Source organism: Kitasatospora sp. NEAU-CNBT7, assembly GCF_057220535.1.
Genome location: NZ_JBXQQB010000015.1, coordinates 101,626 through 127,400, shown reverse-complemented (window position 1 = coordinate 127,400; position 25,775 = coordinate 101,626). Strand labels below are relative to the sequence as shown.

The window sequence follows — 25,775 nt, the reverse complement described above, 5'->3', positions numbered from 1 at the left end:
GGGCGCGGCCCGGGCCGGTGTCCACGTTCGGGTGGTCCCGGCGGCTGTTCCCGTCCGGCGTTCCCGGTCGGGGGAGCGGCCCGGAAACCGCGCGCCGCCGCAGGTCGGGGCCGGTACCATCGCTGCTTCCAGCTGACAGGGACCGGCCGCGCGGCCGGTGAAGGGGGACGGGGACGATGCTGCTCGGCCGAGCGCAGCGGATGGCCGGCGCCGTACTGCTGACCGGCGTGGCGCTGTACGCCGGCGCACCGGTGGCCGCCGCGGACGACCTGCGCGAAGAACAGTGGGCCAACACCTACTTCAAGCTGGACCAGGTCTGGCAGGTGACCAAGGGCGAGGGCGTGGTCGTCGCGGTCATCGACAGCGGCGTCGACGCCGGCCACCCCGACCTCACCGGCCAGGTGCTGCCCGGCTACGACCCCAGCGGCAAGGGCCTCAACACCAGCCCGGCCGACCCGCACGGCACCAGCATGGCCAGCCTGATCGCCGGTCACGGCCACGGCGCCGGCGGCGCGGACGGCGTGGTCGGCATAGCCCCCGGCGTCAAGATCCTGCCGATCTACAAGGACGACGCCCGCGGCTACGACGCGGTGCCCGAGGACATCCGGTGGGCCGTCGACCACGGCGCCAAGGTGATCAACATTTCGCTCGGCGGCAAGGACGGCGCCAGCCGCTCCCTCAGCCTGGCCGTCGCGTACGCCGTGAAGCACGACGTCCTGATCGTGGCCGCCGCCGGCAACGAGGGCGAGGCCCGGGTGCTCAGCCCCGCGGACAGCCCCGGCGTGCTCGCCGTCTCCGCCGTCGACCGCGGACTCGACATCTGGGCCGAGTCCAGCTTCGGCCCGCAGATCATGCTGGCCGCACCGGGCGTCGGCATCGTCGCCGCCGGGTCCTGCGACGACCAGAAGTACTGCCTCGGCGAAGGCACCTCCGACGCCACCGCCTACGTCTCCGGCGCCGCCGCCCTGGTCCGCGCCAAGTACCCCGACCTGACGGCCGGCCAGGTCGCCGACCGCCTGGTCAAGTCCGCCCTGGTCACCCCCAGCCTGCAGGGCGCCCACCTGCCCGACCAGCGCTTCGGCTACGGCATCCTGCGCCCGCTGGAGGCGCTCACCCAGCAGATCCCGGCCGGCCCCGCCGACGGCCCGCTCGCCCGACCGGTCGCCGCCACCGCCCCCGCCGACTCCCGCACCACCACCGCCGGCTCCGGCCCCACCGGCAGTCCCGCGGCCGGCAGCCCGCCGGCCGGCCTGCTGCTGCTCGCCGTCCCGGCGCTGCTCGTCCTGCTGCTCTCCCGCCGCCTGCGCCGCCGCAACGCGGCCGCCGCCGCGGCCCTCCCGTACCCGCCGCCGCCCTTCCCGTACCAGCCCCCGCCGGGCGCCGCACCGTACGAGACGCCACGTCAGGACCCCCACCCCTCGAGCTGACCGGCCGTTGCCCCGCCCCGGCCGTCCGCCACCGAACCGCGCCCGGGGGTTGCTGCACACGGCGGGTGAACGGGCGATACGATCGAACGGCCCGGCCTATGGGGGCCATTGCGAGACACGGGTAGCGGTAGCCGACTGACGGGGTGCTGATGACGCTGACCAGAACCATGCGAGTACTGGGCGCCACGGCGCTCTCCGGCGCACTACTGATGACCGCCGCACCGACCGCCTCGGCGGACCAGGTGCGGGACGGCCAGTGGGTGAACCAGTACTACTCCCTGGACAAGGTGTGGTCGGTGAGCAAGGGCGACGGCGTGATCGTCGCCGTCATCGACACCGGGGTCGACGCCAGCCACCAGGACCTCGCGGGCCAGGTCCTCGCGGGCTACGACCCGGCCGGCCAGGGCCGCGACAGGAAGCCGACTGGGACGCACGGCACGCAGATGGCGAGTGAGATCGCAGGTAAGGGACACGGCACCAACGCGGGCGTTGTCGGTCTTGCGCCTGGGGCGAAGATTCTCCCCATCAACAAGGACAATGGTTCTGGCGGAAACGCAATTCCTGAGGGCCTCCGCTGGGCAGTCGATCACGGTGCGAAGGTTGTCAACATTTCCGCTGGTGCCGCCGGAAGTTCGTCGGCCAGGGAAGTCGAGGCCATCAACTACGCAGTCGACCACGACGTTCTTGTTGTGGCGTCGGCCGGGAACGACGGGATCAGCCCCGTAGAGTCTCCCGCGAACGTCCCCGGCGTCCTTGCGGTAGGTGCCGTGGACAAGTCGATTACTGCGTGGAAGTACTCCAACTATGGTCCTGAGGTGCTGATCTCGGCGCCAGGGACGGAGATGGTCAGTGCAGGCGCCTGTGACGGCGGCCAGTACTGCATTGCCGAAGGTACCTCCGACTCGACCGCCTATGTCTCCGCAGCGGCTGCCCTCGTTCGGGCCAAGTTCCCTAACCTGACCGCCGGTCAGGTGGCCAACAGGCTGGTCAAGTCGGCTCTCATGCCGCCTGCCGCGAAGGGTGCCAAGGCGCCGGATCCCCACTATGGGTACGGCGTCCTGCGGCCCTACGAGGCGCTGACGATGGACATCCCGGCGGGGTCGGCCCAGGGGCCGCTGGCCAGGGCCGCATCGAGCAGTGACAGCAAGGCGCCGGGCGCGGGTTCCTCCGGTGCTGCCTCTGCACCGCCCGCAGGGAGCCTTCCTCCGATTGCTGCCTCCGACTCCGGATCGAAGGGCGCTTCCTACCTGCTGATCGGTGCTGCGGTCCTGGTCGGCCTGGTACTGCTCGTCGTGGTGATCGTCGTCCTTGCGCGGCGCGGTCGTCGGCGGACCCAGGCTCAGCAGCCTTACGGTGCTCCGACTTGGCAGCCCGGCCAGCAGCCGTACGGCGGCCAGGCGCCCGCACAGGGCTACCCGCAACAGCAGCAGTACGGTGGACAGGCTCCCCAGCCGGGGTTCCCGCCGCACCAGCAGCAGCCGTACCAGAACAATCCGTACCAGGATGGTAACCAGCAGCGTTGAGGGTGTGTCAGGGTGTCGGCCCCAGGCGATACCATCGAACGCTGAAACTAGACAGTCCTCGCCCGGGCGGTCGGGCGAAATCACGGGGAAGTTCAAGATTTCCAGGGGGAGAGGGTCGCGTGTCCGACGGATACCGCGTCAACACCGATGAGTTGGAGGCAGTCGTCACACGACTGCGGGCCCTCCAGCAGGGCATCAACGAGTGCGGCAACAAGGCGAAGTACAACACGGTGGTCACCCGCGAGGACTTCGGTGGTGATTTCCTCGAGGCTCAGTCGATGTACTCCGCCCACGGCACTATGCAGCAGTTCCTGACGGGCATGATCGCGGACCTGGACTCCCTGATCAACGAGTTCGGCGACAAGACGCACACCGTCAACGAGGCTTACAAGGCCCGCGAGTACGAGGGCGTGTCGGCCGTGAACAAGTATCAGGGAGGTGCCTGAGATGGGCGGCAACGAACCCACGACGAAGTTCGACGGCTATGACCTGATCCCGCTCAAGAACATGCTGGACAGTGCCAAGCCCGCGCGGCTCGAGGAGGTCAGCCAGCACTGGACGAACGTGCACGCCGAGCTGACTCAGGCCGTGCAGGACCTTCAGAAGGCGGTCGAGCACGCCACGGCCAACTGGGAAGGTGACGCTGCCGGCGCGTTCACGCGCAAGGCGGGCGAGCTCCAGACCAAGCTGTCCAACACGGCGGCGCACGCGCAGAACACCAGTGCGGCGCTGAAGGTGGCGGGCCAGGCGCTCCAGCAGGCGCAGAGCACCATGAAGCAGGTCCACGTTCCGGGTATGTGGGAGAGCGGGACCAAGCTTCTCGGTGACGGTTTCGACCGCTCGGATGCGCAGTTCAAGGCAGACCTCGCTTCGGGCATGAACCGGATCGACGCCGTCAACAAGAACCAGGACAGCCTCTCGGCGACCGAGATCCAGCACCAGTACGCCATCGGGGTCATGGAGTACCTCGGCCCTGAGTACAACAAGGCCGCCGGGCTTCTCGACGCCCCGGACAAGGACAAGGACACTCGCGACAAGGGCAGCCACGGCTTCCCGCCCCCGCCCGAGAACCCCGTCACCCCCAGCAGCGTCGGCCCGTCCCCCATGCCCACCCCCGCCTACCCCGACAGCCCGTCGTCCGGCGGGCCCGGGGGGCATGCGACGTTGCCCGGTGGGCTGCCGCACGGGATGGACCCGTCCAACCCGAACCTGCCGACGGTGCCCGGGCAGACCCTGCCGGGTGGTGCGCTCCCGCACCCCGGCGGTGTCGTCCAGCCCCCGTCGACCGGTATCGACGGCTGGACCCCGCCGACGACGACGCCCGCTCCGGGCGGCGGCGGAATCGGCCTCCCCGGCGGTGTCGGCACCGGCACCGGTATCGGTGGCGGCGGTGGCACGGGTGGCGGCGGCCTGGGTATCGGTGGGGGCGGATTCGTCCCCGGCGGTCTCGGTGGCGGCGGCGGTTACACCGGCGGCAAGGGCGGTGGTATCGGCGGCGGCGGCGTCAAGGGCGGCGGTCTGGCCGGTGGCACCGGTGCCAAGAGCGGTACCAGTGGTGCGCCCAAGCCCGGTTCGACCGGCGGTGCCGGTGGCACGGGTGCCGGTGCCGGCGGGGTCGGCGGTGCGGGCAGCGGCCAGGGCCGGCCCGGTGCGGCCGGGGCCGGCGGGATGCACGGCGGCGGCATGGGCGGCGGTGCGGGCGCCGGTGGCAAGGGCGCGGGCGGCAAGAGCAGCGGCCTGGTCCGCAAGGCCGGCGGCACGATCGGCGGCGCCAAGCCGGGCAGCGCGAGCGGCCGGGCCTTCACCGAGGGCGGTTCCGGTCTCGGGAAGGGCCGTGGTGCGAACGGTGCCGCGGGCGCGGGCGGTATGCACGGCGCCGGTACCGGTGGTGCGGGCAAGGGCAAGAAGAAGGAAGCGGGTCACCGTCCGGACTACCTCGTCGAGGACGAGGACACCTGGCGCGGCGGCTCGGCCCTGCCGCCCGTGATCGAGTAGCAGGCCGATCAGGAGCGAAGCCGCAGGGGCGGCCCCGGGAGCACCGGGGCCGCCCCTGCGGCTTCTCCGGGACTCGCCCGACTCGCGCTCGCCGCGCGCGTGACTCGGCCTGACTCCCACGAATCGCCCGACTCCCGTGCGGACCATGATGCCCGTGATGCCGCCCGGAAATACATTCCGGGCATGCCGAATTCCCGGCCTGCGATATCCACGGGAATGCATGGATGCCGCAGGCCGGGAATTCGGCGGATGGAGGCCATGGCGGGAATCGAACCCGCGTAAACCGCTTTGCAGGCGGTTCCCTGAACCACTCGGGCACACGGCCGGGAGGGCGGCGTCGGATCATGGATCCGGGCCGGGCAGAGGGGAGAGGCGGCGCTCAGGCGCAACAACAGGTGCGGCGGCAACAGGGGGCGCAGGTGCCGGGCGCCGCGCTGCGGGCCTCCGTGCTCCTGATCATTGCCGACTCCTGTCGTGGGTACCGCCGGGGCGGCCGGATTGTTCCGTGCCGCCGTGCTGATGAATTCATCTTATGCGGCCGGGGCCGGGGCCCGTCAATATCCGAATATGAATTCTGTGTGTCGTGCTGTGCTACCGTCGGAGGGAGACGGCGGGAGATCCGCCGGCCCCGGACGAGGTGCGTCGTACCCGGCACGACAAGACGACGCAGTACAGCAGCGGCAGCACACGGCTGTCGCGCACTGGCTGCGGAGGAGTTCGTCGTGATCGCCTGGGTGGTACTGATCGTCGCCGGCGTCCTGGAGACGGTCTGGGCGGTGGCACTGGACGCGTCCAAGGGGTTCTCGAGGCCGGCGCCCACGGCGCTGTTCGTGGTCGCGCTGGCGCTGTCGATGGGCGGCCTGGCGTACGCGATGCGTTCCATCCCGCTCGGTACGGGTTACGCCGTGTGGGTGGGCATCGGCGCGGTGGGCACCGCGCTGTACGGGATAGCGGCGCTCGGTGACGCGGTGACGGCGGCCCGGATCACCTGCCTGGTGCTGATCCTCTCCGGCGTGGTGGGCCTGAAGGCCCTGCACTAGCCGGCCGAGTAGCCCGCCGCCGCGGCCCACTGCCGGCCCGTCGCCGGCCGCCCCACCGGGGGCGTAGGTCCGGGGACGGAGGCGGAACCGGTCTCCCGTCAGGAGTCATAGCGCGCCACGCGTCTTACGATGGCTGGCATGACCACAGCCTCCACCTCCGCGGTCGGCCATGCCCCCGAACCCCGGGCACCGCTGCCCGAGGAACCCGCCGGCGTGATGAGCGGCCCCTACCGGGCGCTCACCCTCGGCATCGTCTCCGTGGTGCTGCTGCTCGCCTTCGAGGCGACGGCCGTCAACACGGCGATGCCGGTGGCGGCCCGCCAGCTGGACGGGCTCGGGCTGTACGCCTTCGCCTTCTCGGGGTACTTCACCACCACCCTGTTCGCGCTGGTGGTCTCGGGGCAGTGGTGCGACCGGCGGGGTCCGGTGGCCCCGCTGTTCACCGGGATCGCGGTCTTCGGGGCGGGGCTGGTGATGGCCGGGACGGCCACCGGCATGTGGCCCTTCGTCGCGGGCCGGGCGGTCCAGGGGCTGGGCGGCGGGCTGGTGATCGTGGCGCTGTACGTGGTGGTCGGCCGGGCCTACCCGGAGGCGCTGCGGCCCGCGGTGTTCGCGGCGTTCTCGGCGGCCTGGGTGCTGCCGTCGATCGTCGGCCCGCTGGTCTCCGGCGCCGTCACCCAGCACCTCGGCTGGCGCTGGGTGTTCCTGGCGGTGCCGGTGCTGATCCTGCTGCCGCTGGCGGTGATGGGGCCGGCACTGCGCCGCGCGGAGCGGGACCTGCCGTCCACGGTGGCGGCGGCTTACGACCGCCGCCGCACGGTGCTCGCCGCGATGGCGGCGCTCGGCGCGGGGCTGCTCCAGTACGCGGGGCAGCGGCTGGACCTGATCGGCCTGCTGCCGGCTGCTGCGGGGGCGGCGCTGCTGCTGCCCGCGGTGGTACGGCTGCTGCCGCGGGGTGCGCTGCTGGCGGCCCGGGGCCTGCCGACGGTGATCCTGCTGCGCGGGGTGGCGGCGGGTGCGTTCTTCGCCGCGGAGGCGTTCATCCCGTTGATGATGGTGACCCAGCGCGGGCTGTCCCCGACGCTGGCCGGGCTCACCCTCACCAGCGGCGGCCTGTCTTGGGCGCTCGGCTCGTTCCTGCAGGGCCGGCCGGGTGCCGACCGGCACCGTGAGGCGCTGATCCGGTGGGGCTTCGTGCTGACGGCGGTGGCGATCGCGGGGGCGGCGCTGGTGCTGGTGCCCGCCGTGCCGGTCTGGGTGGCCGCGGTGGCCTGGGCGGTCGGCGGGGTCGGGATGGGACTGGCGGTGGCCAGTATCAGCGTGCTGATGATGAAGCTCTCGGCGCCCGCCGAGACCGGTGCCAACTCGGCGGCGCTGCAGCTCAGCGACGCGCTCGGCAATGTGCTGCTGATTGGCCTGTCCGGGGTGCTGTTCGCGGCGCTCGGCGGTGGGACCCTGGCCGCCGCCGGGAGCGGGCCGGTCCCGGCCGGCCCGTTCGCGGTGATCTTCCTGGTGATGACCGGGGTGGCGCTGCTCGGCGCCCTGATCTCGGGCCGCACCGGCGGCCCGGCCCGCGGCGGTGGCTCAGGTGCGCGGGGCGATCAGCACTGACGGCTCGGGCTTGGTGGGGGAGGGGGTCGGTCCGGCCGCGCCCAGGTACTCGGCCCAGCCGCCGGTCGGCGCCTGCCCGGGGGCCAGCGCCTGGAGCTTGCGCAGCACGCCCGGGTCCTGCACCTCCAGCCACTCCACCAGCTGACGGAACGACACCAGCCGCACGTCGGGGTGGCCGGCGATGACCTTCAGCGCGTCCTCCACGGCGGTCATGTAGATCCCGCCGTTCCACTCCTCGAAATGGTTGCCGATGATCATCGGTGCCCGGTTGGTGCTGTACGCCCGGTCGAAGCCGGCCAGGTACGAGTCGCGGGCCTGCGTCTGCCAGGCGGCGTAGTGCCCGGGGTCGCCCTTGGTGTTGGCGCCGGACTGGTTGTACATGATGTTGTAGTCCATCGAGAGCACCTGGAAGGTGTGCCCGGGGAACGGGATGGACTGCAGCGGCATGTCCCACAGCGCGCCGTTCTGGAACTTCTGCGGCCAGATCTGCAGCCCGCCGCCGCCGCTGCTGTCGTACTTCCAGCCGCGCTTGGCGGCGGTCGGCAGCAGGCCGCGCTGGCCTTCCAGGCAGGGGGTGCGGGAGCCGATCAGCTCCTTGCGGTAGTCGAAGGGCAGGGCGGGCAGGTCGAAGCCGGTGTTGGTCTTCCAGTTCATGACGAAGTCCATCGCCTGCTCGATCTCGCTGTCCCAGTCGTCGGGGGACCAGGCGCCGCCGCCGGTGGGGCCGCAGAAGTGCCCGTTGAAGTGGGTGCCGATCTCGTGGCCCTCCAGCCAGGCGGCGCCGAGCTGCTGGAGGGTGCCGTGGATGTGCTCGTCGGTGAGGTACCCGATGTCGGAGGCGCCGATGGGGTGCTGCGGCGGACGGTAGAGGGTCTTCTTCGACTCCGGTACGGCGTAGATGCCGCTGAAGAAGAAGGTCATCGTCGCGTTGTGGTCCTTGGCGAGCTGCCGGAAGCGGCTGAACAGCTTGTTGTCGAGCTCGCCCGCGCCGTCCCAGGAGAAGACCACGAACTGCGGCGGGCGCTCGCCCAGCTTCAGCGGCTCGGCCTTGGGCTGGTTGGGCTGGGCGCCGGTGTCCGAGGTGGAGCCGTCGCCGATCAGGGTGGCGACCGGGACGGCCTGCGGGCTCTGGCCGGCCGCGGCGGGCAGGCCGGTGGCGGGTGCGGACCGGGCTTGCTGCTCGCCCCCGCCGCCGCCCCGGCCGGAGCAGCCGGCCGCGAGGGTGGCGGCGGTGGCGGCGCCGGCGGCGAGCAGGGTACGGCGGGGGAGGGCTTCCATGGTCACATCCGTTCGCAGGGGGTGGGTGTCCTGGTAGCGGCGCCGATGATTCGTACTGACGGACAGTCCGACAATCGCATCAGTGTCACCGGGGGGCGAACCGGGCCACAGCATGGCACGGCCGGACGCGGGGGGCGGGTAGGCGGGGCGAGTGGCGCGCGGCATCGCCCGGGCGCCGGGAACAGGCTCATCCGTTCGGCGTATCCGCAGGTCCGCCGGGTGGCAGCCGCCGGCTGAACCGTCGTCAGATGGAGCCAGCCGTTCAGCCGGGGCAGTGCGGTGCCCTGCTTCGCCGGAGGTGCGTCCATCGATGTGGCAGTGGGTGACCGACACCTACCGGGAGCGGATCGTGGACTCCGGCCGCGAACCGCTCTTCCTGCTGCTGGTCGGACTGATCCTCTCCTTCCTCTTCATCCGCTTCAGCGTCCGGATGATCCGCCGCGGCACCAGCTGGTGGCCGGGCAACGTCAGCCCCGGCGGCCTGCACATCCACCACGTGGTCTTCGGCCAGGCCACCATGCTGATCTGCGGCGTGGCCGCGTTCGCGATCCGCGGCGACGGCGGCGAGGTCTGGAACTGGCTCGGCTTCGGCTTCGGGATCGGCGCCGGCCTGGTGCTGGACGAGTTCGCGCTGGTGCTCCACCTGGAGGACGTCTACTGGGAGGAGCAGGGCCGCAAGTCGGTGGACGCGGTGATCATGGCGGTCGCCGTGATCGGTCTGCTGCTGCTCGGCGAACTCCCGTTCGGCGGCTTCAAGGGGCACCTGACCGTCGGCCAGCTGGTCGGCGCCGCCATCCTGCTGCTGCTGGTCGTGATCACCCTGCTCAAGGGCAAGCTGTGGACCGGCCTGCTCGGCGTGATGCTCTCCCCGCTCGCCCTGGTCGGCGCCATCCGGCTGGCCCGCCCGCAGAGCCCCTGGGCCCGCTGGCGCTACCGCTCCCGGCCCAAGCGGATGGCCCGCGCCGAACGCCGCGAGGCCCGGATCCACGGCCGGATCACCACCTACCGCACGGCCGCCTACAACTTCGTGGCAGGCGCCCCCAACGTCTCCGAGCAGCAGGACCGGCCCGCACCCCCGGTCATCCCGCCGCCCGAACACGAGTTCCGCGCGGCGGAACCGGTCGCCCCCTGGCGCGGGCGCTGCGCCACCGGAGCCGAGTGGTACGTCCGGATCGCCGCGCTGCTCTGCCTGCTGGCCGGGCTGATCGCACCATTCCGGGACCAGATCAAGCACGCCAACACCGGCGAGTTCTTCACCCCGGTGCTGGTCACCGCCGGCTTCAGCTCGGCCCTGTTCGCCGGGCTGCTCTCGGTCATGCTGCGCCGCCGCAAGCGGGCCGCCTGGCTGGTCACCACCGTCGTGGTCACGGTCTACGCTGGCGTCTTCCTGATCGCGCTCAGCTACCGGACCTACCACCAGCACCCCTTCAACTGGGTCTCGGCCGCGCTCACCACCGCCCTGCTGGTCGACCTGGTGCTGGCCAGGGACGCCTTCCGGGCCAGGGGCGAGCGCCGCAACATCGCGCTGGCGCTGGCCGTCCTGGTGCTCGGCGGGGCCGTGCTCACCGTGCTCGGCGCCGCCGTGGTCCGGCTCACCTACTCCGGCACCCCGCCCGACTGGGGCGACAGCACCGTCTACGTGCTGCTCCGCCTGGTCACCCTGTCCGGCATCGTCGAGTACACCGACGTCGACGTCCCCGGCTGGGTCGACCTCGGGATCAACCTGTTCGGCGCCGCCCTGCTGCTGTTCGCCCTGCGCGCGCTACTGCGCTCCCCGCGCGGGCGCCGCCTGCTGGAACCCGAGGACGAGCTGAAACTGCGCGCCCTGCTGGAGCGGCACGGCGCCCGGGACTCGCTCGGCTACTTCGCGCTGCGGCGCGACAAGTCGGTCTGCTGGTCGCCCTCGGCCAAGGCCGCCGTGCTCTACCGGGTCGTCAACGGCGTCGCCCTGGCCTCCGGCGACCCGATCGGCGACCCCGAGGCCTGGCCGCAGGCGATCGAAGGGTGGTGGAAGGAGGTCCGCCGGCACGCCTGGGTCCCCGCCGTCACCGGCGCCGGCGAACAGGCCGGCACGGCGTACGCCCGGGTGGCCGGACTCAAGGCGCTGGAGTTCGGCGACGAGGCACTGGTCGAGACGGCCGGCTTCACCCTGGAGGGCCGTTCGATGCGGACCCTGCGCCAGACCTGCAACCGGGTCCGCAAGGCCGGCTACCGGGCCGTCATCCGCCGCCACCGGGACATCCCCGAGGCCGAACTGGCCGAACTGGTCCGGCTCGCCGACGCCTGGCGGCACGGCCGCACCGAACGCGGCTTCTCGATGGCGCTCGGCCGCCTCGGCGACCCCGCCGACGGCGACTGCCTGATGGCCGAGTGCCGGGACGAGAACGACCGCACCTGCGCCCTGCTCAGCTTCGTCCCCTGGGGCGCGCACGGCCTGTCGCTGGACCTGATGCGCCGTGACCGGGAGTCCGACAACGGCCTGGTGGAGTACCTGATCGCGGAACTGCTCCAGCGCTCCGCGGCGGGCGACCCGGAGGTCGCCCGGATCTCGCTGAACTTCGCCATGTTCCGGTACGTCTTCGAGCACGGCGGCCGGATCGGCGCCGGCCCGGTGCTGCGGCTGCTGCGGGCCGTGCTGCGGTTCCTCTCCCGCTGGTGGCAGCTCGAGTCGCTGTACCGGGCCAACGCCAAGTACCAGCCCGACTGGGAGCCCCGGTACCTGCTCTACGAGAAGTCCTCCGAACTGCCGGCCATCGCCATCGCCAACGCGGCCGCCGAGGGCTTCCTGACCCGGCCCCGGCTGCCCAGCGTCGGCTCGCTGCGGCGCGGCCGCACGGAGCCGGCCCGGTGAGCCGGGCACCCCGCAGCGCCGGACGGCACGGGCGGACCGACCGAGGGGAGCACAGGTGGGCGGGCAGCAGACCAGGAGCCCGTGGCCCGGCACACTCGCCGCCGGGACCGCGCTCGTGCTGGGCGCCTGGATGGTGCAGCACGGCGGCACCGGACTGCCGCCGGGGCCCGGCGCCGACCAGGCCTTCGACGGCCGGGCGGTCGCCGGACCGGTGGTGCCGCCGCTGCCGCGCTCCGAGCCCACCCGGCTGCGGATCCCCGCGATCGGCGTCGACGCCCCCTTCACCCCGCTCGACCTGGACGCCGGGGGCACCCTGCGGCCGCCGCCGGACGACGACCGCAACCTGGCCGGCTGGTACCGGGGCGGCGCCACCCCCGGCCAGCGCGGCGCCTCGATCGTCGCCGGGCACGTCGACACCCTGGCCGGGCCCGCGGTCTTCTACCGGCTCGGCACCCTGCACAAGGGGGACCAGCTGGAGATCGCCCGGGCCGACCGCTCGACCGCCTACTTCGCCGTCGACGGCGTCGAGGTGTACCCGAAGAAGGACTTCCCCGACCGCAAGGTCTACGACCCGACCGGCGACGCCCAGCTGCGGCTGATCACCTGCGGCGGCGGCTTCACCCGTGAGAACGGCTACGACGGCAACGTCGTCGTCTACGCCCACCTGATCCGCACCCTGCGCGGATGACCCGCCCGGAGGGGAGGACCGAGATGACCCGGCCGCTCGCGGCATGGAACCCGCTCGACTGGTCGCTGCTGCACGGCCCGGTGCCCTACGCGCTGCTGGCGGCCGGGTCCGGGGCGCTGCTCGGGCTCGCGGTCTCCACCTCCCCGCGCTGGTGGACCCGGCTGCTGCCGGGCGCCGTCCTGCTCGCCGCCGCGCTCACCGTCCTGCTGGTGTACGCGGTCGACCACTGGTGGCGGCCGTTCCCGGACCGGCTGCCGCGCACCGTCACGGTCTGGATCGGGGTGGCCCTGCTGGGCCTGACGCTGGCCGCCTTCCGGCTGCCCGCCCTGCGCTGGCCCGGCCGGGCCGCGGCGCTGGTCGCCGCCGCGCTGGTGGTGGCGATGGCGGCCAACCAGGTCAACCGGTACTACGCCCAGTACCCGACGCTGCGGGCCATGCTCTCCCCGCAGACCGAGGCGCTCACCACCGGCCGGGAGGCCGAGACCGTCACCGCCCCGCCCGGCCGGACCCTCTCCGAGGTCTGGCGGCCCCCCGCCGGGATGCCCGCCCGGGGCACCCTCTCCTCGGTCGCCATCCCCGGCACCCGCTCCGGGTTCAAGGCCCGCGACGCGTACGTCTACCTGCCGCCCGCCTACCTCACCTCGCCGCGCCCGCTGCTGCCGGTGGTCCTGCTGATGGGCGGCCAGCCCGGCGGCCCCGCCGACTGGGTCAACTCGGGCGGACTGCAGCAGGTCCTGGACGACTTCGCCGCCGCCCACCAGGGCCTCGCCCCGGTCGTCGTGGTCGCCGACCCGATCGGCTCCACCCTCGGCAACACCCTGTGCATGGACTCCCGGATCGCCAACGCCCAGACCTACCTGGCCGTCGACGTCCCCGACTGGATCCACACCCACCTGCAGACCGCCACCGGCCGCGGCGCGCTCTCGGCCGGCGGGATCTCCTTCGGCGGCACCTGCGCCCTGCAGCTGGCCGTCAACGCACCCCAGGTCTTCGGCACCTTCCTGGACATGTCCGGACAGCAGGAACCCACCCTGGGCAGCCACGAACTGACCGTCCGGACCGCCTTCGGCGGCGACGAGGCGGCCTTCGACGCCGTCGACCCGGTCCATGTGATGGCCCGCCGGAGCTTCCCCGACACCGCCGCCCTCTTCCTGGTCGGCGCCTCGGACGGGGAGTTCGGCCCGCAGCAGCAGGTGATCCACGCCGCCGCCGTCCGGTCCGGGATGCGGACCACCTTCGAGACCGTCCCCGGCGGCCACAACTGGAGCGCCTTCCACCTCGGCCTGGCCCGGTACATCCCCTGGGTGGCCCAGCAGACAGGACTCACCCGATGACCGACGCCGACACCGACACCGCCCCCGTCGCCCCGCGCGCCGAACAGGGCTGGCAGCGCCGGCTGCGCGCACTGCGCCCGTACGCCGCGCAGCTGCGCTCCGCCCCGCTGACGCTGGCGCTGCTGGCCGCGCTCTGGGTGGTCGGCGCCGCCACCGGCAGCCTCGGCGCCGGGCCGGACCCCGGCCTGCTGATCCGGGTCGGCGTCGGCATCCCGAGCCTGGAGGCCGGGCACTGGTGGACCCCGTTCAGCTCGCTGCTGTGGTGCTCGGGCATCGGCTCGTACGTGGTGACCAGCCTGCTGCTGGCGGTGCTCGGGCCGTTCGCCGAACGGCGGCTGACCAGCGCGCGGGCCGCCGCGGTGCTGGTGCTCGGGCAGGTCCTGGGCAGCCTGCTGGGGACCGGCGTGGTCCGGCTCGGGGTCGCCGCGGACCTCGGCTGGATGCAGGAGATCCAGCGGCAGATCGCGGTCGGCCCGGCGATCGGCCTGTTCGCGCTCGCCGCCGTGCTCAGCTACCGCCTCAGCGTGCTGTGGCGGCGCCGGCTGCGGCTGCTGACGGTGCTCGTCCCGCTGGTGCTGATGCTGTACGTCGGCCACCTGCAGAGCGTCCAGCGGGTGGCCGGGGCGCTGGTCGGGCTGGTCACCGGCGCGCTGCTGTACCGGCACCGGCCGACCCGCCCGCACCGCGCCTCCTACACCGAGACCCGGGTGCTGGTCGCGCTCTGCCTGGCCGCCGCCGCGATCGGGCCGCTGGTCGCCTCGCTCTACCAGGACGCCATCGGACCGTTCAACACCGTCGGCGACCTCTACTTCTCGCACGTCCCCTCCTCCGCGGAGATCGCCGACGCCTGCGCGGACTCGCCGGTGGACTGCGCCCGGGCGCACTCCGTGCAGCGGTTCTTCGACTCCCCGGGACGGCTGATGGCCGCCCTCGTCCCGGTGCTGCTGCTGGTGCTCGCCGAGGGGCTGCGCCGCGGGCTGCGGCTGGCCTGGTGGATCACCGTGATCACCGAGGTGGCCTGGGTCGGGGTGCTGGCCTGGCTGCTGTCCGACAACTACGATGACTTCGCGAAGGACGGCGGCGTCGGGCTGCTCTTCGAACTGGTCGGCGAGGCGCTGCTGCTGCCGGTCGCGCTGCTGGTGCTGCAGTGGGTCACCCGGCGCAGCTTCGACCAGCTGCTGCCGCGCCGGGACGTGCGCCGGCTGGCCGCCGTGGTGGGCGGTGCACTGGTGCTGTGCTGCGGCGCGTACGTGGGCATCGGCTGGCTGGTGCGCGGCCAGTACGAGCCGAAGGCCACCCTGGCGGGGCTGTTCGCCGGGCTGCCCGCGGAACTGCTGCCGCCCTCGTACAACGCGCTGCTGCCGGGCTACCCGATCGCGGTCGGGGGGACCGCGCAGGCGCTGCAGATCTACTGCGGGGTGGTGTTCTGGCTGGTCACACTGGTCGCGCTGGTGCTGGCGTTCCGGCGGCCGGTGGTGCACAGCGGGGCCGAGGACGCGGCCCGGGCCCGGGAGCTGCTGACCGCGCACGGCGGCTCGACGCTCTCCTTCATCTCCACCTGGGACGGCAACCACTACTGGTTCGACGACGGGGGCCGGGCGGCCGTGCCGTACCGGGTGATCGCCACCGTCGCGCTCACCACCGGGGACCCGTTCGGCGAGCCGCAGGCCCGGCGGGCGGCGGTGGCGGGCTTCGCCCGCTACTGCGACGCGCGCGGCTGGACCCCCTGCTTCTACAGCGTCACCCCGCAGACCCTGGCGGCCGCCGAGGAGCTCGGCTGGCGCTCGCTGCAGGTCGCCGAGGACACCGTGGTGGCACTGCCCGACCTGGCCTTCACCGGGAAGAAGTGGCAGGACATCAGGACCTCGCTGAACAAGGCGGGAAAGCAGGGCATCACCGCCGAGTGGTGGACCTACCACGACGCCCCGATCGCGATCCGGGACCAGATCCGGGCGATCTCCGAGGAGTGGGTCTCCGACAAGGGGCTGCCGGAGATGGGCTTCACCCTCGGCGGCCTGCCCGAACTCGCCGACCCGGCGGTGCGGATGCTGGTCGCGGTGGACGCGGAACGCACCGTGCACGGCCTGACCAGCTGGATGCCGGTCTACCGGGACGGTGCGCCGGTCGGCTGGACGCTGGACTTCATGCGGCGGCGCAGCGAGGGCTTCCGCGGGGTGATGGAGTTCCTGATCGCCTCGGCCGCGCTGGGCTTCAAGGAGGAGGGCGCCGAGTTCCTCTCGCTCTCCGGCGCGCCGCTGGCCCGCTCGGACCGCGGTGAGCCGCCGACGGCGCTGCAGCGGATGCTCGACTGGATCGGCAAGACGCTGGAGCCGGTCTACGGCTTCCGCTCGCTGCTGGCCTTCAAGGCGAAGTTCCAGCCGGAGTACCGGCCGATGTACATGGTGTACCCCGATCCGGCCGCGCTGGGCAGCATCACCCGGGCGATCGGCAAGGCGTACCTGCCGCACCTGACGCCCGCCCAGGGCGTGCGGCTGATGCGCCGGCTCTCCGCCTGAGCCGCCGCCGGACGGTGGCGGCCCAGGCCCCGGCCCGGGGGTGCCGGCCCCGGTCGGCCCGGTCAGCCCAGGTGGCCCAGCAGCTCGGCCAGCTCGCGGTCCGGGTCCAGGTAGCGGGACTCCTGGTCCTCGGGGACGGCCAGGTTGCTGCGCCACAGGAAGCGCCGCAGGTCGGCGGTGGTGAAGCGGAGCACGGCGACGCCCTCGGGGGCCCGCAGCTCGACCACCGTCCCGCGCTCGGGGACGGGCCGCACGTGCACGTCGCCGAGCCCGGACGGCTCCTCCAGCCCGCCGGCCAGCAGCCGGCGGGCGAACACCCACTCGACCCCGGCCGCGGCGTCGGCCGGCCCGGGCTCCTGGTCCGTGCCGTCCAGCGCGTACTCCACCGGGAAGACCATCCGGACGGCGAGGGGGTCGTCCGCGCGGTACCGCAGGGTGACCTGCAGCTGGGCGGAGCGCCCGGCGCTGATGATCAGGCGGGCCTGGACGACCTGCTCCACGACTGCCGGCATACCGGACATGTGACTTCCTCCCGATGGGATCCGTGTGGGCCGCGTGACGCGTGGGGCGAGTGCGGCTCCGTTGAAGTAGGACTACGGAGGGCGGTAGGCGTTACGCGGCTTTTCGCCGTTTCTGGTGTGATCCGGGTCACATCAAACCGGATTCGGCCGGAAACCAGGTCGGATGGTGCGAACTTCACCCGGCCGGCCGGGGGTGGCGCGGCCGAAAAGCGCTGTCGCGGCGATCGTCCGGGCTTCTACCATCGCGGGATGGACCCCCGACCCGAGCACCCCGCCGCGCCGCTCCCGCAGCCGCGCCCGGAGGCCGAGGCGGACGGGCTGCGCCACCGCGAGCAGGTGCGCAGGCTCGGCGCCAAGTACGCGGCCTGCCACGCCGACCTGCTGCGGAGGCTGGGCGAATGAGGTACCTGGACGTGTCGGACGTGCTGGAGCTGTCCGCCTTCGCCTGCCAGGGCCGTGCGATGGGGGTGCGCGAGGCGGGGCTGCTGGCCTCGGCCGCGCACCGGCCGCGGTCGGAGATGTTCGGCGTGGAGGCGTTCGAGGGCCGCTTCGGCAAGGCCGCGGCCCTGCTGCACGCGCTGGCCGGAAACCACCCGTTCGTGGACGGCAACAAGCGGACGGCGTGGATGAGCACGGTGGTCTTCCTGGACCTGCACGGCCTCGACATGGCCGCGGTGGACCAGCAGGAGGCGTACCGGCTGGTGGTCGAGGTGGCGTCCGGGGAACTCGCGGACGTGACCGAGATCGCCCTGCGGCTGCGGCGGTTGTACGAGCGCGCCGAGGCCGCCTGAGGTCCGCGGGCCGGTAGGCTGGGCGGGTTGTACGACCGCCGACCGACCGCGGGCCGGGCGCTGACACCAGTCCTGACCTGCGACGACCCCCTCCGGAGACCGTGAGTACTGCCGCCTCCCCGATGGCCCCTCTGTTCTCGCACGCCGATCAGCACAGCCCCAGCCGTCCGGCCGGCACCAACGCAGCGTCGCACCTGTCCCCGGCCTTCCCCGGCCGTGCCCCCTGGGGTACGGCCGGCAAGCTGCGGGCCTGGCAGCAGGGCGCGCTGGACAAGTACATCGAGAAGCAGCCGCGGGACTTCCTCGCGGTCGCCACCCCGGGCGCGGGAAAGACCACCTTCGCCCTGACCCTCGCCTCGTACCTGCTGCACAACCACCTGGTGCAGCAGGTCACCGTGGTCGCCCCGACCGAGCACCTGAAGAAGCAGTGGGCGGAGGCCGCGGCCCGGATAGGCATCAAGCTGGACCCGGCCTACTCCTCGGGTCCGCTGTCGAAGGAGTACCACGGCATCGTGGTCACCTACGCGGGCGTGGGCGTCAACCCGATGCTGCACCGCAACCGGACCGAGGCCCGCAAGACCCTCGTGATCATGGACGAGATCCACCACGCCGGTGACTCCAAGTCCTGGGGCGAGGCCTGCGCCGAGGCCTTCGAGCCGGCCACCCGGCGGCTCGCGCTGACCGGGACGCCGTTCCGCTCGGACACCAACCCGATCCCGTTCGTCCAGTACGAGGCGGGCGGCGACGGCATCCGCAAGTCGGTCGCCGACTACACCTACGGCTACGGGCACGCGCTGGCCGACCATGTGGTGCGGCCGGTGATCTTCCTCTCCTACAGCGGCAACATGCGCTGGCGCACCAAGGCCGGCGACGAGCTGGAGGCCCGGCTCGGCGAGCCGATGACCAAGGACCTGATCGCCCAGGCGTGGCGCACCGCGCTGGCCCCGCAGGGCGAGTGGATCCCGAACGTGCTGAGCGCGGCCGACCGGCGGCTCACCGAGGTCCGCAAGGCCATCCCGGACGCCGGCGGCCTGGTGATCGCCACCGACCAGAACGTGGCCCGCGCCTACGCCAAGATCCTGCGCGAACTCACCGGCGAGAAGCCGACCCTGGTCCTCTCCGACGAGGCCGAGGCGTCCAAGCGGATCTCCGACTACGCGGCGGGCGACTCCCGCTGGATGGTCGCGGTCCGGATGGTGTCCGAGGGCGTCGACGTGCCCCGGCTGGCCGTCGGCGTCTACGCTACCTCGATCTCCACCCCGCTGTTCTTCGCGCAGGCGGTCGGCCGCTTCGTCCGGGCCCGCAAGCGCGGCGAGACCGCCTCGGTCTTCCTGCCCACCATCCCGATGCTGCTCGGCTTCGCCAACGAGATGGAGGTCCAGCGCGACCACGTGCTGGACCGGCCGAAGAAGGAGGGCGAGGGACTCTTCGACGAGGAGGACCGGCTGCTCGCCGAGGCCGAGAAGGCCAACGACGGCCCGGACACGGCCGGCGGCGAGGAGTTCTCCTACGAGGCGCTGGGCTCCGACGCGGTCTTCGACCGGGTGCTGTACAACGCCATGGAGTTCGGCATGCAGGCGCACCCGGGCAGCGAGGAGGAGGAGGACTACCTCGGCATCCCGGGCCTGCTGGAGCCGGACCAGGTGCAGATGCTGCTGCAGAAGCGCCAGCACCGGCAGATCCAGCGCTCCAAGGCCAAGCCCGCCGAGGAGGCCGACCTGATCGAACTCCCCGCCGAGCAGCGCCCGGTGGTCACCCATCAGGAGCTGCGCGAGCTGCGCAAGGAGCTGAACGCGCTGGTCGCGGCCTGGCACCACCGCACCAGCCAGCCGCACGGCACCGTCCACAACGAGCTGCGCCGCCAGTGCGGCGGGCCGCTCACCGCGCAGGCGACCGCCAACCAGCTGAAGGCCCGGATCGCCAAGATCAGGGAGTGGGCGACCTCCTCCTGAGCGGACCGCGGGGGCTGCCCCCGTTCGACGGTTGACCACGCCCGGCGGCTGCGAGCCGCCGGGCGTTCGCCGTCCCCGCCGAGGCCGGCCGACGGGGCCCGGCGCGGCCTCCGAAAAGCGGTCGATGGCATTCCACGGTGTCCGGACTCCGGAGCGTACTCGAACAGGAGAGCGGGAGAGCTGGGGTTTATCGGGTGGTTTGCCCGGAGTTTCATCTCGGTAGCGCGACGATCCGGATCGGATTTTGGACAAGGCCTTCCCTAGGCAGCCCTGCGTTCACTACTTTTCCCCCCACGCTCTCTCGAACCGACCACCACGACCCGGGCAGAGCACCGCAGAGTCCCCGCCCGGCAATGGCGCCGGGACGTGGCTCCAGCGCGGACACCCACTCGCGCGCGACACCTCCGTCCCGGTGCGGCAGTACGTCGGACCGGTGACCGCCGCGGAAAGGAATTGCGCGTCGTGACTGCTGAGACATCCCAGACCCTGGACAGAGGTGTCCGGGTACTGAAACTCCTCTCCGACTCCGAACGCGGGCTGACCGTGACCGAATTGGCCGCCCGGCTGGCGGTCAACCGGACTGTGGTCTACCGCCTGCTGGCCACCCTGGAACAGCACGGACTGGTCCGCCGGGACATCGGCGGCCGGGCCAGGGTCGGCCTCGGCGTGCTGCGGCTGGCCCACCGGGTGCACCCGCTGCTGCGCGAGGCGGCGCTGCCCGCGCTGCGCAGCCTCGCCGAGGACCTGGGCGCCACCGCGCACCTCACCCTGGTCGACGGCAGCGAGGCGCTGGCGGTGGCCGTGGTCGAGCCGACCTGGACCGACTTCCACGTCGCCTACCGGACCGGCCTGCGGCACCCGCTCAGCGAGAGCGCGGCCGGCCGGGCGATCCTGGAGGCCCGGTCCTTCCCCAGCCAGCGCCGGCCCGAACTCGGCTTCGTCGTCACCCACGCGGAGGAGCAGTCCGGTGCCAGTGGCGCCGCGGCCGCGCTGCTAGGGCTGAGCGGCATCGAGGGCAGCGTGGGCGTGGTGATGCTCAACGGCCTGGTGCCGGAACGGGTCGGCCCGCGGGTCGTGGAGGCCGCCACCGAGGTCGCCGACGCACTCAGGTAGCGCCCGGGGGACGGGCCGGGTGTGTTTTGATGCGGGGTGTGTCCCCCGTGAAGGTGTGTCCCCTGTGAAGATTCCCCCGGCCCTCACCGCCCCGAGGACCCGCGCGCTCGGCCTGTGCGGCGCGCTGGTCGTCGCGCTGTTCGCGGTGGCCGCGTTCGCGCCGCTGCCGTTCACGCTGACCCAGCCCGGGGTCACCGCCGACACCCTCGGCTCGTACCAGGGCCGCACGGTGATCACGATCACCGGCGCGCCCACCCGGCCCACCGAGGGCCAGCTGCGGGCCACCACCATCTCGGCGACCAACGCGGGCGAGCGGATCAGCCTCAGGCAGGCCCTGGACGGCTGGCTGGACGACGACGAGGCGGTCCTGCCCACCTCGGTGGTCTACCCGGAGCCCGACCCGGCCGACGCGGTGCAGGAGACCACCCGCCAGATGACCGAGTCCCAGGACGCCGCCACCACGGCCGCCCTGAACTACCTGCACCTGCCGCCCGGGCAGGTCAAGGTCGACGTCGACCTCGGCGACATCGGCGGCCCGAGCGCCGGCCAGATGCTCACCCTCGGGATCATCGACAAGCTCTCCGGCGACGGCGCCGGCGGCGACCTCACCGGCGGCCGGACCGTGGCCGGCACCGGCACCGTCGACGACCAGGGCCGGATCGGCGCGGTCGGCGGGGTGCCGCTGAAGACCCAGGCCGCCGCGCGGGACGGCGCCACCGTCTTCCTGCTGCCCGCCGAGGAGTGCAAGGACGCCAAGGTCAACCTCCCGGACGGCCTGCGGCTGGTCCCGGTCACCACCATCGACGAGTCGGTGGCGGCCCTGAAGGCGCTGAAGAACGGCGGCGACGTCCCGGCCTGCTGAGCACCGCCGGCCCGGCCGGCCCGGCGGGCCCCGGCGCTACTCCCGGGCCGCCTGCTCGACCAGCGGCAGCACCCGGTACGGCACCGGGTTCTCCAGCGCGATGGCGGTGGAGGCCCGGACGATCCCGTCGAAGCCCACCACCCGGTCGATCACCCGCTGCAGGTCCGCGTTGGACCGGGCGACGATCCGCACCAGCATGTCGCCCTGCCCGGTGATGGTGTGCAGCTCCAGCACCTCCGGCACCGCCACCAGGTGCGCCCGCACGTCCGCGCCCTGGCCCTGGGAGATCTCCAGGGTGGCGAAGGCCGTCACCGGGTAGCCGAGCGCCGCCGGGTCGACCTGCGGGCCGAAACCGCCGATCACACCGCGCGCCTGCAGCCGGTCCAGCCGGGCCTGCACGGTGCCGCGGGCCACCTGGAGCCGGCGGGAGCACTCCAGCACGCCGATCCGGGGCTCCTCACTGAGAAGTCTGATCAACTTTCCGTCGAGCGCGTCGATCGCGTCGTTGGGGGAGTGCACGGGGGCTCCGTCCGGTGGGCAAACTGTCCAGCTGCTGCCGCCATTTTCGGGTGCCGGCACGCACCTTGCCCAGGATGAATCGGAACAGTTGCGCATCGATCCGCCGAGGGCCAGTCTCCCTCCACACCCCGCGCCCGGACCCCCACACCGCGCCGCGGGGCCGACCGGGGAGGAGCGCCTTGACCGAGATCTCCGCCGCACCGCTGACCCAGGAACCCGCCGACGACTTCCGTCCGATCACCGGCCCCGACGCCGTGGTCCTCGCGGTGCACGACGCCAGGAAGGCCGCGCACTACTACTCGGCCACCCTGGCGATGCGATGTACCGCCTACTCGGGACCGGAGAACGGCAACCCGGAGACCTGCGCCTACGTCTTCGAGACCGGGCCCGCCCGCTACGTGCTCACCTCCGTGGTCCAGGTGCTCACCGGCCACGGCCGCCTGATCGCGGACCACCTGGCCCGCTACGGGGAGGGCATCGTCGACCTCGCGCTGCGGGTCCCCGACGCCTACGCCGCCTTCGACTACGCGGTCGACCGGGGCGCCGCCCCGATCGCCGAACCGTACGAACTCACCGACCGCCACGGCACCGTGGCGCTCGCGGTGATCGCCACCGCCGGGGCCGCCCGGCACACCCTGGTCGACCGCACCCGCTACCGCGGCCCGTACCTGCCCGGCTTCACCCCGGTCCCGGACCGGCTGCGCCCGCCGACCACCTCGCTCCTCGGCTGAGCGGCCGTCACCTACGGCGCGGGGACGGTCTGGACGGCCGGCGGATGGCCGTTCCAGGTCACGAAGACCGAGCTGGTGCCCTCGGGGTGGGAGAAGTCGATCCGCATCCAGTGGTCGCCGTTCCAGACCTGCATCTGCCAGCCCGCGTCCGGGGTCGCCGAGACCAGCTCGGCCCGGTCCGCCCGGATGTCCAGCGCCACCCGGCCGCCCGGCACCAGGTAGCTGTGCACCGAACTGCTCGGGCTCGGCCGCCGCGACGGCGCCCGACCCGGGTCGGCGGGCCCGCCCGTACCGGTGCCGGCACCCGGGCTCGTGCTCGCGTTCGTGCTCGCGCCGGTACTCGTGCTCGGTGCCGGTGGGGCGGAGCCGGACGCCGCCGGGGCGATCGACTCGGCGGTGACCGGCGGCGGCGCCGTGGGGGAGGGCAGCGGCACGGCCACCGGCCGGTCGGACACCGCGTCCGTCAGCACCGCGTGCACGCCGAGCCAGGACAGCGCCACCGCTGCCCCGGTGGCCGCCGTCCAGGCGCCGAGTTGAACCAGTCCGCTCCGCATAGCGCGCCCATCCTGCCGCATCCCGGTCGAGCGCAGGTCGGCGGGCCGGACAATTCGGCAGAGAGCCTGCGCAAAGCACCGCCGTCCGGGCCCCCGCGGGGCCGGACCGCGGCCTGACGGCCCGTCCGCACCCCTCGTCGGGCCGGTGATCGGGACCCGAGGTACAGACCAATCGAGGCGGATGCCGTACCGTGCAGGGCCATGGCAACAGTGCTCGTGGTCGAGGACGACCCCTTTGTCCGCTCCGCCCTCATCCGGCACCTCTCCGAGTCGGGCCATGCCGTGCGCAGCGTCGGCACCGCGCTGGAGGCGCTGCGCGAGGTCTCCCAGGTCGGCTGCGACCTGGTGATCCTCGATCTCGGCCTGCCCGACCTGGACGGCAGCGAGGCGCTCAAGATGATCCGGGGCGTCACCAACGTGCCGGTGATCATCTCCACCGCCCGGGACGACGAGGCCGAGATCGTCCGGCTGCTCAACGACGGCGCCGACGACTACCTGGTGAAACCCTTCTCCGCCGAACACCTGACGGCCCGGATGGCCGCCGTCCTGCGCCGCCTCGGCGGCGGCGGGGTCACCGCCCCGCAGGTCCTGCGGGTCGGCGGGCTCGCCATCGACCCGCAGCGCCGCGAGGCCGTTCTGGACGGCCGGGCGCTCGACCTCACCCGGCGCGAGTTCGACCTGCTGGCCTTCCTCGCCGCCCGGCCCGGCGTGGTGGTCCCGCGCAAGGAGATCCTGGCCGAGGTCTGGCGGCAGACCTACGGCGGCGACCAGACCATCGACGTCCACCTGTCCTGGCTGCGCCGCAAGCTCGGCGAGACCGCGTCCAGCCCCCGCTACCTGCACACCGTGCGCGGGGTCGGGGTCAGGCTGGAGGCACCGGGCGGGTCGGCGGGCGCCGCGACATGAGGCGGTTCACCCGCTCGCTGCGCTGGGCCATGATCAAGGCGGCGGTGGCGGGCACCACCATGGTGGCGCTGGCCTTCCTGATCCCGCTCGGCCTGATGGTCCAGCAGACCGCCCGGGACCGGGCGTTCACCGCCGCGGAACGCCAGGCCGCCGCCCTCGGCCCGGCCCTCGCGATCACCACCGACCAGGACGCCATCGCCCGGGCGCTCGCCTCCACCGACGCCGGTGCCCGGGACCGGCTCGCCGTCCACCTCCCGGACGGAACCGCGGTCGGCACCGGCCGGGCCGACCCCGCCGGCCTCGCCGCCGTGGAGAAGCAGGGCCGCTCGTACACGGTCGCCGTGCCCGGCGGCTTCGCCCTGCTCCAGCCGGTCGCCGTCGACGGCGGACGGATCGCGGTGGTCGAGGTGCACGTCGCCGACGGCGACCTCACCCGCGGCGTCACCACCGCCTGGCTGGTGCTCACCCTGGTCGCCCTCGCGCTGGTCGCCATCTCGGTCCTGGTGGCCGACCGGATGGGTGCCCGGATCGTCACCTCCGCCCGCCGGCTGGCCGGCGCGGCCCGCTCGCTGGGCGCGGGCAACCTGGCCGTCCGGTACCCCGTCGACGGCCGGCCGGGCGCGGGCGCACCCGAGGAACTGCGGGAGGCCGGCCTGGCCTTCAACGCGATGGCCGACCGGGTCGTCCACCTGCTCGCCGCCGAACGCGAACTCGCCGCCGACCTCTCGCACCGCCTGCGCACCCCGCTCACCGTGCTCCGGCTCAACGCCGCCTCGCTCGGCGACGGCGACGCCGCCGACGCGACCCGGCACGCCGTCTCCCAACTCGAGCGCGAGGTCGACCAGATCATCCGCTCCGCCCGGCGCGCCCCCGACGACGCACCCGCAGTCCCCCTCGGCTGCGACGCCGTCGAGGTGATCCGCGAACGGGTCGGCTTCTGGTCCGCGCTCGCCGAGGACGAGGGGCGCCCCTGGCAGCTGGCCGGAGCCGAGGGCTCGGTCCTGGTCCCGGTGCAGCGCGGTGACCTGGCCGCGGCCGTGGACGCGCTGCTCGGCAACGTCTTCCGGCACACCACCATCGGCACCGCCTTCTCGGTCGACCTGACCGCCACCCCCGACTCGGTGATCGTCCTGGTCGGCGACGCCGGCCCGGGCTTCGCCGACCCCGACGCCGCGATCCAGCGCGGCACCGGCCACGGCGGCGACGGCTCCACCGGCCTCGGCCTCGACATCGCCCGCAAGCTCGCCGAGGACACCGGCGGCGACGTCGCACTCGGCCGCTCGGCGGGACTCGGCGGTGCGGAGATCCGGCTGCGGATCCAGACCAGGGCGGACGCCGCCGGGCCGCGCCGGCCGCGCCGCCGGGCCGGCCGGTTCGCGGGCGCGGCGCGCCGGCTGGGGTGAGCGGTCCGCGGGCTGGGGTGAGCGGCGCGCGGGCGTGGGGTCGCGGTGCGCGGGCCGGGGTGAGCGGTCCGCGGCGGGCCGTGCGAGCCGTGGAGGGCCCGGCGGTGCCGGTAGGGCAGGCGGTGCGGGTGGGGCAGATGGTTCGGGCGGGGCAGATGGT

At 73.3% G+C, this 25,775-nt stretch carries 22 protein-coding genes, 1 tRNA gene and 1 riboswitch; of the genes, 18 read left to right on the top strand and 5 right to left on the bottom strand.

All coding sequences use genetic code 11. The features are described from left to right. The first annotated feature begins 176 nt into the window (after positions 1 to 176). The 4 genes from AC2TEW_RS20840 (at position 177) to AC2TEW_RS20825 (ending at position 4,945) form a co-directional block, all read left to right on the top strand. A complete protein-coding gene (locus AC2TEW_RS20840) occupies positions 177 to 1,427 on the top strand; it encodes a S8 family serine peptidase (protein ID WP_484624828.1) in 1,251 nt (416 codons plus the stop codon). A gap of 149 nt (positions 1,428 to 1,576) precedes the next feature. Beyond that, positions 1,577 to 2,950, top strand: coding sequence for a S8 family serine peptidase (locus tag AC2TEW_RS20835; protein WP_484624869.1), 1,374 nt, complete (start codon positions 1,577 to 1,579; stop codon positions 2,948 to 2,950). A 119-nt stretch (positions 2,951 to 3,069) separates the two neighbouring features. Beyond that, a complete protein-coding gene (locus AC2TEW_RS20830) occupies positions 3,070 to 3,396 on the top strand; it encodes a hypothetical protein (protein WP_484624827.1) in 327 nt (108 codons plus the stop codon). Between the two features lies 1 nt (position 3,397). Further along, positions 3,398 to 4,945, top strand: a complete 1,548-nt coding sequence (locus AC2TEW_RS20825) for a WXG100 family type VII secretion target (protein ID WP_484624826.1) — start codon at positions 3,398 to 3,400, stop codon at positions 4,943 to 4,945. 250 nt (positions 4,946 to 5,195) lie between these two features. Here the strand turns inward: AC2TEW_RS20825 and AC2TEW_RS20820 are convergent. Beyond that, positions 5,196 to 5,270, bottom strand: a tRNA-Cys gene (locus tag AC2TEW_RS20820). A gap of 279 nt (positions 5,271 to 5,549) precedes the next feature. Beyond that, positions 5,550 to 5,616: riboswitch (guanidine-III (ykkC-III) riboswitch) on the top strand. A 54-nt stretch (positions 5,617 to 5,670) separates the two neighbouring features. Here AC2TEW_RS20820 and AC2TEW_RS20815 point away from each other — a divergent pair. Further along, positions 5,671 to 5,985 carry a DMT family transporter gene (locus AC2TEW_RS20815; protein ID WP_484624868.1) on the top strand — a complete coding sequence of 105 codons (315 nt, stop codon included), beginning with the start codon at positions 5,671 to 5,673 and terminating at the stop codon, positions 5,983 to 5,985. A gap of 138 nt (positions 5,986 to 6,123) precedes the next feature. Beyond that, a complete protein-coding gene (locus tag AC2TEW_RS20810; protein WP_484624825.1) occupies positions 6,124 to 7,596 on the top strand; it encodes an MFS transporter in 1,473 nt (490 codons plus the stop codon). Here the strand turns inward: AC2TEW_RS20810 and AC2TEW_RS20805 are convergent. Then, entirely contained in the window at positions 7,570 to 8,874 is a 1,305-nt protein-coding gene (locus AC2TEW_RS20805; protein ID WP_484624824.1) for a polysaccharide deacetylase family protein, read from the bottom strand. The two genes, AC2TEW_RS20810 and AC2TEW_RS20805, sit on opposite strands and share 27 nt — an antisense overlap. A gap of 310 nt (positions 8,875 to 9,184) precedes the next feature. On the opposite strand from AC2TEW_RS20805, the gene AC2TEW_RS20800 reads away from it, so the two are divergent. The 4 genes from AC2TEW_RS20800 (at position 9,185) to AC2TEW_RS20785 (ending at position 16,263) form a co-directional block, all read left to right on the top strand. After that, a complete protein-coding gene (locus tag AC2TEW_RS20800) occupies positions 9,185 to 11,725 on the top strand; it encodes a phosphatidylglycerol lysyltransferase domain-containing protein (RefSeq protein WP_484624823.1) in 2,541 nt (846 codons plus the stop codon). Positions 11,726 to 11,855: 130 nt separating this feature from the next. Next, positions 11,856 to 12,413, top strand: coding sequence for a class F sortase (locus AC2TEW_RS20795; RefSeq protein ID WP_484624867.1), 558 nt, complete (start codon positions 11,856 to 11,858; stop codon positions 12,411 to 12,413). Then, entirely contained in the window at positions 12,410 to 13,747 is a 1,338-nt protein-coding gene (locus AC2TEW_RS20790; RefSeq protein WP_484624822.1) for an alpha/beta hydrolase, read from the top strand. Before AC2TEW_RS20795 ends, AC2TEW_RS20790 begins: the two co-directional genes overlap by 4 nt. Beyond that, positions 13,744 to 16,263 (top strand): phosphatidylglycerol lysyltransferase domain-containing protein, encoded by a 2,520-nt coding sequence (locus tag AC2TEW_RS20785; RefSeq protein WP_484624821.1) that lies wholly within the window; start codon positions 13,744 to 13,746, stop codon positions 16,261 to 16,263. Before AC2TEW_RS20790 ends, AC2TEW_RS20785 begins: the two co-directional genes overlap by 4 nt. A gap of 62 nt (positions 16,264 to 16,325) precedes the next feature. On the opposite strand, the gene AC2TEW_RS20780 is transcribed toward AC2TEW_RS20785, so the two are convergent. Next, positions 16,326 to 16,775, bottom strand: a complete 450-nt coding sequence (locus tag AC2TEW_RS20780; protein ID WP_484624820.1) for an SsgA family sporulation/cell division regulator — start codon at positions 16,773 to 16,775, stop codon at positions 16,326 to 16,328. Between the two features lie 258 nt (positions 16,776 to 17,033). Here AC2TEW_RS20780 and AC2TEW_RS20775 point away from each other — a divergent pair, with 258 nt between their 5' ends. From AC2TEW_RS20775 to AC2TEW_RS20755, 5 genes are all read left to right on the top strand, one after another. Then, on the top strand, positions 17,034 to 17,186 hold the full coding sequence (locus AC2TEW_RS20775) for a hypothetical protein (protein WP_484624819.1): 153 nt from the start codon (positions 17,034 to 17,036) through the stop codon (positions 17,184 to 17,186). Beyond that, a complete protein-coding gene (locus tag AC2TEW_RS20770) occupies positions 17,183 to 17,575 on the top strand; it encodes a type II toxin-antitoxin system death-on-curing family toxin (RefSeq protein ID WP_484624818.1) in 393 nt (130 codons plus the stop codon). The genes AC2TEW_RS20775 and AC2TEW_RS20770 overlap by 4 nt, the downstream gene beginning before the upstream one ends. Before the next feature lie 122 nt (positions 17,576 to 17,697). Continuing rightward, a complete protein-coding gene (locus AC2TEW_RS20765) occupies positions 17,698 to 19,527 on the top strand; it encodes a DEAD/DEAH box helicase (RefSeq protein WP_484624817.1) in 1,830 nt (609 codons plus the stop codon). 462 nt (positions 19,528 to 19,989) lie between these two features. Continuing rightward, a complete protein-coding gene (locus tag AC2TEW_RS20760) occupies positions 19,990 to 20,640 on the top strand; it encodes an IclR family transcriptional regulator (protein WP_033821679.1) in 651 nt (216 codons plus the stop codon). A 64-nt stretch (positions 20,641 to 20,704) separates the two neighbouring features. Continuing rightward, positions 20,705 to 21,502: a S16 family serine protease gene (locus tag AC2TEW_RS20755; protein ID WP_484624816.1), complete on the top strand. Its 798-nt coding sequence runs from the start codon at positions 20,705 to 20,707 to the stop codon at positions 21,500 to 21,502. A 36-nt stretch (positions 21,503 to 21,538) separates the two neighbouring features. Here the strand turns inward: AC2TEW_RS20755 and AC2TEW_RS20750 are convergent, their stop codons facing one another. Then, the gene (locus tag AC2TEW_RS20750) at positions 21,539 to 22,021 is read right to left on the bottom strand and encodes an Lrp/AsnC family transcriptional regulator (RefSeq protein ID WP_484624815.1); all 483 of its coding nucleotides are present in this window, start codon (positions 22,019 to 22,021) and stop codon (positions 21,539 to 21,541) included. A gap of 179 nt (positions 22,022 to 22,200) precedes the next feature. On the opposite strand from AC2TEW_RS20750, the gene AC2TEW_RS20745 reads away from it, so the two are divergent. Beyond that, on the top strand, positions 22,201 to 22,752 hold the full coding sequence (locus AC2TEW_RS20745; protein WP_484624814.1) for a VOC family protein: 552 nt from the start codon (positions 22,201 to 22,203) through the stop codon (positions 22,750 to 22,752). A gap of 11 nt (positions 22,753 to 22,763) precedes the next feature. Here the strand turns inward: AC2TEW_RS20745 and AC2TEW_RS20740 are convergent, their stop codons facing one another. Then, a complete protein-coding gene (locus tag AC2TEW_RS20740) occupies positions 22,764 to 23,306 on the bottom strand; it encodes a hypothetical protein (protein WP_484624813.1) in 543 nt (180 codons plus the stop codon). A gap of 201 nt (positions 23,307 to 23,507) precedes the next feature. On the opposite strand from AC2TEW_RS20740, the gene AC2TEW_RS20735 reads away from it, so the two are divergent. Together AC2TEW_RS20735 and AC2TEW_RS20730 are read left to right on the top strand one after the other, a co-directional pair. Further along, a complete protein-coding gene (locus AC2TEW_RS20735) occupies positions 23,508 to 24,212 on the top strand; it encodes a response regulator transcription factor (RefSeq protein ID WP_484624812.1) in 705 nt (234 codons plus the stop codon). A 17-nt stretch (positions 24,213 to 24,229) separates the two neighbouring features. Then, on the top strand, positions 24,230 to 25,615 hold the full coding sequence (locus tag AC2TEW_RS20730) for a HAMP domain-containing sensor histidine kinase (RefSeq protein WP_484624866.1): 1,386 nt from the start codon (positions 24,230 to 24,232) through the stop codon (positions 25,613 to 25,615). The last annotated feature ends 160 nt before the right edge of the window (positions 25,616 to 25,775 follow it).